9 protein-coding genes are annotated in these 11,677 nt (G+C 61.1%); 3 read left to right on the top strand and 6 right to left on the bottom strand.

Annotation, left to right across the window (positions count from 1 at the left end; all coding sequences use genetic code 11):
• The 6 genes from EN884_RS09820 to EN884_RS09855 all read right to left on the bottom strand — a co-directional run.
• The coding region (locus tag EN884_RS09820; protein WP_348632985.1) for an AMP-binding protein at positions 1–1,615 on the bottom strand (1,615 nt) is incomplete at its 3' end.
• 1,295 nt (positions 1,616–2,910) lie between these two features.
• Complete coding sequence (locus tag EN884_RS09835; protein WP_013533129.1) at positions 2,911–3,504, bottom strand: DJ-1/PfpI family protein; 594 nt, start codon at positions 3,502–3,504, stop codon at positions 2,911–2,913.
• Positions 3,505–3,576: 72 nt separating this feature from the next.
• Positions 3,577–4,527 carry a substrate-binding domain-containing protein gene (locus EN884_RS09840; RefSeq protein ID WP_063167484.1) on the bottom strand — a complete coding sequence of 317 codons (951 nt, stop codon included), beginning with the start codon at positions 4,525–4,527 and terminating at the stop codon, positions 3,577–3,579.
• 54 nt (positions 4,528–4,581) lie between these two features.
• Positions 4,582–5,580, bottom strand: coding sequence for an ABC transporter permease (locus EN884_RS09845; protein ID WP_024502420.1), 999 nt, complete (start codon positions 5,578–5,580; stop codon positions 4,582–4,584).
• The gene (locus tag EN884_RS09850; RefSeq protein ID WP_128360542.1) at positions 5,568–7,160 is read right to left on the bottom strand and encodes a sugar ABC transporter ATP-binding protein; all 1,593 of its coding nucleotides are present in this window, start codon (positions 7,158–7,160) and stop codon (positions 5,568–5,570) included. The genes EN884_RS09845 and EN884_RS09850 overlap by 13 nt, the downstream gene beginning before the upstream one ends.
• Positions 7,161–7,171: 11 nt before the next feature.
• Positions 7,172–7,873 carry a GntR family transcriptional regulator gene (locus EN884_RS09855; protein WP_013533133.1) on the bottom strand — a complete coding sequence of 234 codons (702 nt, stop codon included), beginning with the start codon at positions 7,871–7,873 and terminating at the stop codon, positions 7,172–7,174.
• Between the two features lie 176 nt (positions 7,874–8,049).
• Here EN884_RS09855 and EN884_RS09860 point away from each other — a divergent pair, with 176 nt between their 5' ends.
• The 3 genes from EN884_RS09860 to EN884_RS09870 are packed head-to-tail and all read left to right on the top strand — an operon-like array spanning position 8,050 to position 11,609.
• Positions 8,050–9,276, top strand: a complete 1,227-nt coding sequence (locus EN884_RS09860) for an iron-containing alcohol dehydrogenase (protein ID WP_063167482.1) — start codon at positions 8,050–8,052, stop codon at positions 9,274–9,276.
• Positions 9,277–9,292: 16 nt separating this feature from the next.
• Positions 9,293–10,774: an NAD-dependent succinate-semialdehyde dehydrogenase gene (locus EN884_RS09865; RefSeq protein ID WP_063167481.1), complete on the top strand. Its 1,482-nt coding sequence runs from the start codon at positions 9,293–9,295 to the stop codon at positions 10,772–10,774.
• A 10-nt stretch (positions 10,775–10,784) separates the two neighbouring features.
• On the top strand, positions 10,785–11,609 hold the full coding sequence (locus tag EN884_RS09870; protein WP_024502416.1) for an alpha/beta hydrolase: 825 nt from the start codon (positions 10,785–10,787) through the stop codon (positions 11,607–11,609).
• Positions 11,610–11,677: the final 68 nt, after the last annotated feature.

Here is an 11,677-nt window from a genome sequence, read left to right on the forward strand (position 1 = left end):
GCGTTGTCATATCGATCTGTCCGCTGGGCAGTCGCGGTATCTCGGCGCTTGCATGGAGTCGCAACGGGCAAAGCGCCGGCGGCAAGTTTGTCCTGGCAAGAGGGCGCAGCTCGTCGCAAAAACTGGATCCCGCTCCGCTGTGCGGTACGGCGAATGCAACCAGTTCATTCGCCGGGGTGACGATAACCACGGCATCCTTCACCGACGGCGCGCCACGCAGCACCCGTTCGAGTTCGGCCGGCTCAACGCGCCGCCCATTGACCTTTATCTGGCGCCCTTTGCGGCCTATGATCCGCAGCAGGCCGTCACTCCCGATTTGCACAAGATCGCCCGTCGCAAAGATGCGAAGCGTCTGGTCGTCGGGGTCTACTTCAAACGGAACAACGGCCCCGTTTTCCCAATGTCCAAGCGCGACATACGGGCTTCTGATCAACAGTTCTCCGATCTTGCCGGGCTGAACCGGGTAACCCTCTTCATCGACCACTGCGAAGCTGATTCCCGGAAGCAGCCAGCCGACGGGAGCCGAAGAATCGAATTCCGGCCAATCGTGCGGCAAGAACCACTGCGATCCCGTCGTTTCCGTCGATGAATAGCCGATCTGCACCAGGCAATTTGGCGGGACAGCCTTGCGCACGAGGCGGATGTCGGCCGAAGATACCTTCTCGCCTCCAATTCGGGCAACTCTGAGCGAACCAAAGGCGTCCGCGGGTTCATCCGCCAAGAGAGCGCGAAGCAATGCCGGCACCAGATAGGTGATCGTCACGCCTTCGGATTGCATGCGGCCGCGAACCGCGCGCAGGCCGACGGCTTCAACCTCCACAAGCTGCAACGTGGCACCCGTGAGCAGAGCGGCAAGAATTTCCCGACAGCCGGCGATGGTTGCCGGGCCGGTCAGAGGCAGGAATACATCCTGTGCATTGATGTGGCACGCATCGACATATTGCTGCACTCGGCACAGCAAGTTCCGCTGGCTGTTGACAATCCCCTTGGGGCGGCCCGTGCTGCCGGAGGTATAAAGCACGATTGCCGGTGCATCGACAGAAACCACACGGTGTGCGGCTGGATGGGGCGTTGCCTGCAATGATTGCGCCATATCGATCCAGGCAACGTGCTGGGGCAGATCAAGGCCGTGGAGGCCTTTGTCGCCAATTATGGCGGAGAGCCTCGCGTCGGCGACGATTTCGTTGATGCGCGAGTCCGGATCTCGCACGTTAAGCGGCACTGACGGCCGACCGGATGCCATGCTGGCCAGCATCGCAACGGTGTACCAGACCGAGTTGGCCTGAAGTATTCCAACCGCATTTCCGTCGGGAACGACGGCTTCAATCCAGCCGGCCAATGCCTCGACCGCCCGAAAAAGCTCGGAATAGGTCAGTCGATTGGTGCCGTCGCTGGCGGCTAATTTTTCGGAATAACGCCCGGCGATCTCCCTCAGGTGATCAAAGACAGGAACGTCGGCGAAGCCAGTTCCCATCCGTTGATGCAGACGTAGAACAGGCCCGCCATGGTCAAGAGCATGATCGGGAGCTTTTAGCCATCGGCAAGGGACCACCGCTTGGTAGTCAGCCTGCACCGTTTGAATCGCCCTCGAAGATTCTAAATGCGCCAGAGACATAAGGGCCCCACGCTAGGATTGTTGCCGCTTATCGCTCCGCGGCATGATCTTTTCATCAATCATTCGGATGATGCGTGAGACGGTCTTAATCGCTTGAATTATTCGAAGATGAAGAGGCCAGCCTGCGCCCGCCCGGGCTGCGGGACTACCTTACCTTACAGAGGTGTCGGGCTGCGCGCTGCTATCCGCTTTGCCAGTACTTGAAACGAAGCAGTATGCGAACACTTCCCCTCCAAGCTCATCCGTTACACGAACCCAATTGTTTTCCCAAGTCCGCAGGGTAACCTGGCGTCCCGTTGACATAGTCGCCGCCGTGAACGGGCTGGACGCATTGACGTTACTCGCCGCGACCACGTCATCCCCCTCCATTTGTTCCACCAGGTATGTTTGCATCACTGCTCCTGACTGTGGGGCAAGGCCGGTTCAATCGCGTGTAGCTGGACAACTCCAACCGCAGGGAACGGATTTCGTTCCATGCTACAGGCAACCCTACCGCCGGAAGTCAGCCTTCAGATCGCCTGCCCTCCTGGCAGGACCGTGGCCTAGCCGCTGAACGACTGGTCAGGACTGAGCTATGCTTTGGGGGAGATGGACCTCGCCCTGCGAATCCGCATACTTCTGGAAAAGTGCAATCTTGTCGGGATACGTAATCCGGATTTCGCTGTGACAGCCCTCGCAGCGATATTTGGACGCAACCTGGAACCAGCGCCCGGGTTTCAGCAAAGCCAATCCGCAGCGAGGACATTTGAACGTCATTTCAAGAGGGCATAGATTCTGACACAGCGGCATTTCGCAAAGTCCATAAGGGATACCTAATGTTAGGCAACGACAGCCGGCCGAAATCGTTCCTGGACGCCGTTCTTTTCGTCAGGCCGATGACCAGCCCCGGACGCCGGGAGATTATTGGATTATCCGCGATGCCAGATTTACTGACGCGGGCCTGAACTCAAGCGCACCCCGATTTCCGGTGGCGTAGCGCCGTTGCAGGCGTTGACTGATGTCAGCAGCTTGCAATCCGAATGAGCAAGCCCGGAGCGAGGTGGCCTCGGGGGGACGACGGGGCCGCACGGTCGACGACACGGCCTATCCGGATGCTGAAACAACGCCGCGCGCCGACCCTGTCGAACAGCACCAGTGGAACAGGCAGGACGAAAAGCGGCGCAACAGGCGGCAATACTTAAGTGTCTCGCCTATATCGTAGCTCGGAAGCCGCGATCCCGACCGAGTTGATGGATATGGAAGCGCTGTTGAAGGGAACCGACGCATCCCTTGGCGAATGCGTCGGTTCCAGAAGTTTATGCGTGGCGGATTTCCGTTCCCAGCACCTTCAGACATTCGCGGATGAACGCAGCAAGCGCCGTCCAACCTTTGGCCGAAACCATTGTCCCGTCCACATAGGCCTCGGTCGGCGACAGGTCGATATAGGTGCCACCCGCCAGTGTCACCTCCGGCTCGCAGGCGCCGAGTGCCGCGACCTTCTTGCCGCGCACCACGCCGTCGACAGCGATCAGGATCTGCACGCCGTGGCAGATGGTGAAGATTGGCTTCTTGGCCTCGTGGAAATGGCGCACGATCGCCTGCACGCGCTTGTCGGTGCGGATGTATTCCGGGCCGCGGCCGCCCGCGCAGTAGACGGCATGATACTGATCGAGCTGCCTCTCGGCTTCCGAGAAAGTCTTGTTGATCAGCGCATAATGGCCGAGCTTTTCGGTGTAGGTCTGGTCGCCCTCGAAGTCGTGCAGCGAGGTCTTGATCAGATCTCCGGCGTTCTTGTCCGGGCATACCACGTGGATGGTGTGACCGACGGCTTCCATCGCTTGCTGATAGACAAAGATTTCGTATTCTTCGGTGAACTCACCGGTCAGCATCAGTATCTTTTTGCCTGGCATGGTTCTTCCTCTCAGTGTTTTGAGCTAGGCAAGGCGCAGACTGCGCCTGCCTTTCTGTGAAATCGGATAGGGTCAGAATGGCGAATCCGGAAAGTAATATTCCTTGGCGTTGGCCTGGGTGATCAACGGCGCGTCGAGCTTGACGGTGCCACGGACGGGTGCCTGGCCGATCAGGTTGGCGACTGTCATGTAGATCGCGGTCTTGATCATCGACGGCGGGTATGGCGTCTCGACCGGCGTCATGGCGTCGCCGTCGATCACTTTCTTGACGATGTCCTTCATGCCGTTGCCACCGAGCGCAAGCTTGATGTCGGTCCGCCCCGACTGCTTGACCGCCTCGAGCACGCCAAGCAGCATGTCGTCGTCATTGGCCCACACCGCATCGATATGCGGGTACTTGGCCAGATAGTCCTGCATCAGCTTGAAGGCTTCGTCGCTGTTCCAATGCGCGTACTGGATGTCGAGGACTTTCAGATCAGTGCCTTTGATCGTGTCCTGGAAGCCCTTGATGCGCTCGTCGTCGATGACGGTCGGAATGCCGCGCAACACAACGACGTCGCCCTTGCCGCCAAGCTTGTCGATCATGAACTTGGCGGTGTTGGTGCCAACCGCGATATTGTCGCCGGCGAGGTAGAGATCCTGGACGGAGGCGTCAGTCAGACCCCGATCGACGACGGTGATGAACGTGCCCATGTCCTTGATAGCGTTGACCGGCTGGGTCAGCTCTTCCGAGCTGTAAGGCAGGATCACCAGAGCATCCAGCTTGCGGCTGGCCGACAGGTCCTCAAGCGCGCTGACCTGCTCCGCCGCGGACGGCGACGTCTTCACGACCACTTCGACGTTCGGGAACGCGGCGTTGATTTCCTTGGCCGCCGCTTGTGCGTGGTAGACGATGCCCGCTGTCCAACCGTGGTCAGCGGCCGGTATCGACACCGCGATGACCTTCTTGTCTTGCGCCATGGCCTGGCCGGCCAGCAGCAGCGCGCCAAGTGTCGCTGCCGCAATCCATTTTCTACTGAACATTGTCTTCTCCCTTGGACCTACAAGAACGTTAATCCGCGTGGTCCGGACGCGGCGCTATTTCGAATTCGAAAACCGCTGGATGAGCATGGCGATGATGATGATGACGCCTTGAACAGCGGCAACGAGGTATTCGGAGACGAAGTCCGAGAGCACCATGAGATTGGCGATGAGTTCCAGGATGACGGCGCCGGCGACTGTCCCCCACACATGGCCCTTGCCGCCGCGCAATGCGGTGCCGCCAATCACCACGGCGGTGATGACCTGCAGTTCCCAAAGCTGTCCGGTTGTCGGCGTTGCGGCGCCCAGGCGCGGCACGTAGCAGATCGCGGCAATCGCCACACAGACACCCTGGACGATATAGGCCACGGTCCGTGTCCTGATCACCGAGATGCCGGAATAACGGGCGACATCCTCATTGGCGCCGACCGCCGCACATTTGCGCCCATATTTCATCTTGTAAAGGATGAAGGATGCGACCGCGGCGACTGCGACGGATATGAGGATTGGAACCGGGATCCCGCCGACCGTGCCGAAATAGACAGGCCGGTAGGCCTCGCGCAACGACCTGTCGATCGGTATCGTGCCGCCATCGGTCAGATAGGTTATCAGCGCCCGGAAAATCCCCATCGTGCCCAGCGTGGCGATAAACGGTTCGATCCTGCCGACCGTGACGATGAGCCCGTTGGCAAGCCCGCACAGGAGGCCGACCAGGATCGCAACCGCCATACCGGCGGGAATAGCCCAGATGCCGGCATGCGGCGCCACCGCGTTCATGAACATGATGGTGATGCCGGTGATGAAGGCGGCCATCGAGCCGACGGAAAGATCGAGCCCCCCCGACGAGATCACAAATGTCGCGCCGACCGCGATAATGGCGATGAAGGCGCTGCGGGTGATGACGTTGGCGAGGTTGGTGGCGGACAGGAAATCGGGGTTGATGAGGTAACCGGCCACCAGCAGAGCTGCCAGCGCAAGAAAAGGCCCGATATCGGTCCAACTGATGTTGAGATCGAGGGGGCGACGCCTGGGTGCGGATTCGCTCATGACAGCCATTTTGTGCCTCCCTTGGCTTTTGGCCCTGGCTTGGGGCCACTGGTCGCCAGTACCGCCACATTGCTTTCGGTCATTTCGGCGCCACTGACCTCGCCGGTGATGCGGCCTTCGCGCATCACCAGGATGCGGTCGCAGATGCCGATCAATTCCTGCATCTCCGAAGAGATGACGATGCAGGCCTTGCCCTTGGCCACAAGCTCCTGGATGAAGGCATAGATCTGCGCCTTGTTGGCGATGTCGATGCCACGCGTGGGCTCGTCGATAATGACCACCGAAGGATCGGTCAGCAGCACCTTCGCCAGCAGCAGCTTCTGCTGATTGCCCCCGGAAAGCTGGGCCGCTTTGGCGCCGAGGCTCTTCAGCCTGATGTCATATGTCTCCACGGCCTGTTCCAGGGCTTGCGCTTCGCGGCGCCGACCCATCGAGAGGCCGGGATGGAACACATCGAGCGCCGACAGCGTCAGGTTAGGCGCCAAGTGCTCTTGCAGCAGCAGTCCCTTGCCCTTGCGATCCTCGGTCAGGTAACCGACGCCGGCGTCGATCGCCGCGCGCGGCGATTGGAAATGGACCGACTTGCCCTCAAGTTCGATCTTGGCAACTGCCGGGCGCAAGCCGATAATGCCCTCGAAGAGTTCGGTTCGGCCTGCGCCGACCATACCGGCGAACCCCAGGATCTCGCCCTTGTGGACCGTGAACGACACGTCCTCCACATAGCCGGGAACGGAGGCGTTCCTCACGCTCAGCATCGGTACATCCGAAGGCGCTGCGGTTCTCTCAGGATAGAGCGCTGCCAGTTCGCGCCCGACCATCAGCCGCGCCATGTCCATCTGGCTCAGCGTCTTGCCGGGATAGGTGCCGACCATCTTGCCGTCGCGCAGAACGGTCACTTTGTCTGCGACCCGCTGCACCTCATCCAACCGGTGGCTGATATAGAGCACGGCGGTGCCGTGAGCCTTGAGTTGCAGGACGATCTCCAGCAGGCGCTCGACCTCGCCACCGGTCAGAACGGCGGGCGGCTCGTCGAAGATAACCACCTTGTGGTCGTCAAGCAGGGCGCGAGCGATCTGCACCATCTGCCGGTCTGCCAGCGAAACGTCGCGCACCAGTGCCCTTGGCGAGACCGCGCAGCCGATCTGCGCCAGTTTCTCGGTTGCCAGCCGGCGCATGGTGCGGTCATCCACGACATGGCCACGCGAAAGCTCTCGCCCAAGAAACAGATTGTCGGTGACCGTGAGCCCCTCGGCGAGCAGGATCTCCTGATGAACCAAAGCGATACCGGCATCCTGTGCTTGGGCAGGCTTGGCAAATTTCACCGCGTGTCCGTTCATCGACAACGTGCCGTGGCTTGGCTCGACATAGCCGGACAGCAGCCGCATCAACGTCGACTTGCCGGCACCGTTCTCGCCAATGATGGCATGGATCTCTCCCGGCAGGACGTCCAGGGTGACGTCCGACAGCACCGTCACTGGGCCGTATTGCTTGGACAATTCCTGGGCGCGCAGCACCGGTTCAAGCGAACCAGGCGCTTCGCTGGACAACGTGCTCCCGCCCTCCCCGGCGATATTCGCGGCAATGGACATCCGTTCCGACCTCAATCGAATGCCGGGAGCAGGCGATCGCGCGAGTGCTCGATATGGATGCGCATCGCCTTTTCGGCGGCATCGGGATCGGCCGAGCCGAACGCGGCAAGGATCGCCTCGTGTTCGTCAAGCGCCTCCTCGGTCACGCGTGCATGGAACATCAGGCGGAAGATGTGGAAGTGCGTGTGCTGGTGGCTCAACGTCTCACGGATGAGTTCGTTTTGAGAAAACTCCATGATCTTGTCGTGGAAGATCGCATCCTGTCTGGCGAAATTCGAATAGCGCACGCGATCATCCTTGCCTTCGCGGCGTGACATCACGCCGGCAGCTTCGAGCAACAGATCGAGCTTGGCGTCGTCCATCGTTGCGGCGGCCTTTGCGGCGCCATGCGGCTCGAGCAGCAGACGCATCTCGTATAATTCGTCGAAACGGCGCCGGGTGATCTGGGGCGCGGCACGATAACCGATCAGATGCGTCTTGAGCACCAGGCCTTCGCCTTCGAGCCGTCCGAGGGCTTCCCGGATCGGCGTGTGCGAGACGTTGAATTCCTTGACCAAGCTGTCGACTGTGATGCGCGAGCCGGGGGGGATCTTCAGCGCCATCAACTGCGCGAAGATGGCTTCATAGACATCTTCGACGAGACTGTTGGCGCGCTGGATGCGACCAGCTCCAATGCTGGCGTCGCTTGGGTCGGGTAAGTTTGCGGTCTGCATATTTTGCCTCTTGACAGTGAGGACTGCTAACACGATGGTTCCGCGGATGCAATCCTATATCCTATACGATTTTAAAGCGGATATCTTTTAAGTGCGAGAGACACACTCTTAAACCGTCCGATCCAGACCGAGTTCAATGCCTCCGTTTCCAGTCAGCAGCCGTCAAAGGAACAATCATGACCCTCTTCGCCGCCCTGCGGTTGCCGCGTGAAATCCTGTTCGGGAAGGGGCAACGCCATGTGCTGCCGACGGTCGCCGCCCGGTTCGGCCGACGCGCGCTGGTCTGCACCGACGAGCGTTTCGCGGGCACAACGGTATTCGCCGACATTATCAAGTCCCTTCAGTCAGCCTCGATCGAGGTCCTGGTGCATGATCGTGTTCTGCCCGACGTGCCACGCGATACGGTCGGCATCTGCGTCGAGGAAGCGAAGGGGTTCGGGCCGGATATGGTGATCGGCATCGGCGGCGGCAGCTGTCTCGATTTCGCCAAATGCGCCACCCTGCTGCTCAGCCATGGCGGCAAGCTCCAGGACTATTACGGGGAGTTCAAGGTGCCGGGTCAGACACTGCCGCTGATCGCCGTACCCACCACGGCCGGCACCGGCTCCGAGGTGACGCCGGTCGCGGTGATTTCCGACCCGGACCGGACGCTCAAGGTCGGCATATCGAGCCCTCACCTTATCGCCGCGGTCGCTCTGTGCGATCCCGAGCTGACAATGACCTGTCCGCCTGGCCTGACCGCGATCGCCGGCGCCGACGCTTTGACCCATGCGATTGAGGCCTTCACCGCCATGCGGCGCGGTGAAGATCCCAATCTGCCGCAACAGCATGTCTTCATCGGCAAGACTGCGCTGACAGACCATTTCGCGTTGCTCGCGATAAAGCTGCTTGGCCGGAGTCTGGAGAAAGCCTGCAGCGACGGCACGGATGCCGACGCGCGTGCCGATGTCATGATGGGCGCTCTGGCGGCGGGCTGCGCGTTCGGCACCGCCGGCACGGCGGCGGCGCATGCCGTGCAATACCCGGCAGGCGCCCTCACCCACACCGCCCATGGTTTGGGCGTGGCCACAATGATGCCTTACGTGATGACCTATAACAGCCGCGTCGCCGCTCACGAGATGGCAGAGATCGGCGCGGCACTTGGCTTGGAGGCCAAGGCGCGAACCGCCGACGCGATGGCAGCCGCCACGATCGAGGAGATCAGGCGATTGTTCGCGGCGATCGGTATTACGCCAACATTGGCGGATCTGGGCCTCCCTGCCGATAAGCTTGAGTGGACCGCCGAGCAAGCGCTCGGCATCGACCGCCTGATCAAGAACAATCCGCGTGCGTTCGATCTCGGCACGATGCGACGCCTCGTCCAGGCTGCCCATGACGGCGACCTCGCCGCCTGCGTTATGTGAGAAACGGAACAAAGCGATGAATTTGAACACTCAGCAACTCGACCAGGATGGCTATGACGTGCGCGGTTTTTCGCACGGACTCTACATCGACGGCACTTGGCGGTCGTCCTCCGACGGTCGGCTCATCGATGTCGTCGATCCCTCCTCCGGGGCGGTGATCGCGGCGGTTCCCGATGCGACGGTCGAGGACGCCACCGCCGCCGTCGAGGCGGCGGCCAAAGCAGCTAGGAGATGGCGGGAAACTGCGCCGCGCAAACGCTCGGAAATCCTTCGGCGCTGTTTCGAACTGATGGTCGAACGCTCCGAAACGCTCGCCATGCTGATCTCGCTGGAGAACGGCAAGGCGCTGCGCGACGCGCGCGGCGAAGTGGCTTATGCCGCCGAGTTCTTCCGCTGGAATGCCGAAGAGGCGGTCCGGATCACCGGTGAATTCGGCACCGCGCCATCCGGCACCAACCGGATCGTGGTCGATTATGAGCCGATCGGAATTTGCGTGCTGATCACACCGTGGAATTTTCCGGCCGCGATGGCGACCCGCAAGATCGCGCCGGCGCTGGCGGCAGGCTGCACTGTCGTCCTGAAGCCGGCCAGCGAAACACCACTGACGGCCTATGCGCTGGCGGCACTCTACAGCGAAGCCGGCGTGCCTGCCGGCGTCGTCAACGTGCTGACCACGACCAGTCCCGGGCCGCTGACTTCGGCCATGCTTGCCGATCCGCGGGTCAGGAAGCTGTCCTTCACGGGGTCGACGGGTGTCGGCCGAACCTTGCTCGGCGAGGCTTCAAAGCATGTCATTTCGTGTTCTATGGAACTCGGCGGCAATGCCCCGTTTGTCGTCTTCGACGATGCCGATCTCGACGCCGCCCTCGATGGCGCGATGATCGCCAAGATGCGCAACGCCGGCGAAGCCTGCACCGCCGCCAATCGCCTCTATGTGCAATCGGGAATCTATGATGCTTTTGCCGACGGGCTCCGCAAGCGCATGGCGGCACTTAAGGTGGGGGCGGGCCCGAATGCCGACACCGAGTGCGGGCCGATGATCACCAGAAAGGCTGTCGACAAGATCGATCGCCTGGTCAAGGACGCGGTGGGCCGGGGAGCCAAGGTGCTTTGCGGCGGGGCGATTTCGGAGGAAGAAGGATTCTTCTATCCGCCAACAGTGCTGTCCGAGGTGCCGCCGGATGCGGAGATGGCGCACGAGGAGATTTTCGGCCCGGTGGCACCTATCACACGCTTCGACACCGAGGCCCAGGCCATCGCCCATGCTAACAACACGGAATATGGCCTGGCCGCTTATATATACACACGCGATGTTGGGCGCGGCATGCGGGTGGCGTCGGGGATCGAGGCCGGCATGATCGGCCTCAACCGGGGACTGATGTCGGATCCGGCCGCACCATTCGGAGGCGTCAAGCAGAGCGGCCTTGGCCGCGAAGGCGGCCAGCACCACGGCATCGCCGAGTTCATGGAGGCTAAATATATTGCCGTCACCTTCTGAACCGGCAGTCATGTCAAAGGACCCTTTCCGCACGCGCGACCATGTGGCCGATTTTGACGATATCGTGGCCGACATAGTGACTCGCAGCGCCGAAACCCGGGCGACCCTGCCGATATCGGCGGGTATCGCCTATGGCGAGGGCGAGGCCGAAAGGTTGGACCTGTTCTTTCCGCCCGGTGTGCGCAGGGATCTTCCCGTGCACATCTTCATCCATGGTGGCTACTGGCGCATGTTCTCCAGAAGCGACTATTCTTATGTAGCGAACACAGTCACCAAAGCTGGGGCGATCGCGGTCATCGTCGATTATGCGCTGATGCCCGAATTCAGGATGGCGGCAATCGTCGACCAGATCCGGCGTGCCAAACAATGGGTGCTGGACAATATAGCCGCCCATGGCGGCGACCCTGCCCGGCTAAGCGTAAGTGGTCATTCGGCGGGTGCGCACCTGGCCACATTCCTGTTCGAAAAGGCGCCAATGCCGTCGCGCATACGTGCGGCGCTGCTGCTAGGCGGCCTTTACGACCTCAAGCCCCTTCAGACCTCCTTCCTCCAGCCGTTAATCGGCATCACCGATGAGGAGGCAGCTGCCTTCACCCCAATGACGCGGTGGCATGACCCGGAGACGGCAGCGACCATTCTCGTCGGAGATCAGGAAACGTCACCTTTTCACCAGCAGGCCGCCGACTTCGGAAAGCGCTTGCGCGCGCAGGGGCACCCTGTCAGCGACCTCCGCCTGAATGACCGAAACCACATGAACAGCGTGCGTGATCTGGGCATCAGCGGCACACAAGCTGGCGATTGCCTGATGGCGATGATCGATGGAAACGGCCTGTAGGACGGAAACCCAGGGAGAGCAGGGCCCGCTTGTGCCTTACTTGACATTCCCGTCACTCAGGAAAGTAC

Source organism: Mesorhizobium sp. M7A.F.Ca.AU.001.01.1.1 (genome assembly GCF_004022735.1).
Lineage (GTDB): Bacteria > Pseudomonadota > Alphaproteobacteria > Rhizobiales > Rhizobiaceae > Mesorhizobium > Mesorhizobium ciceri.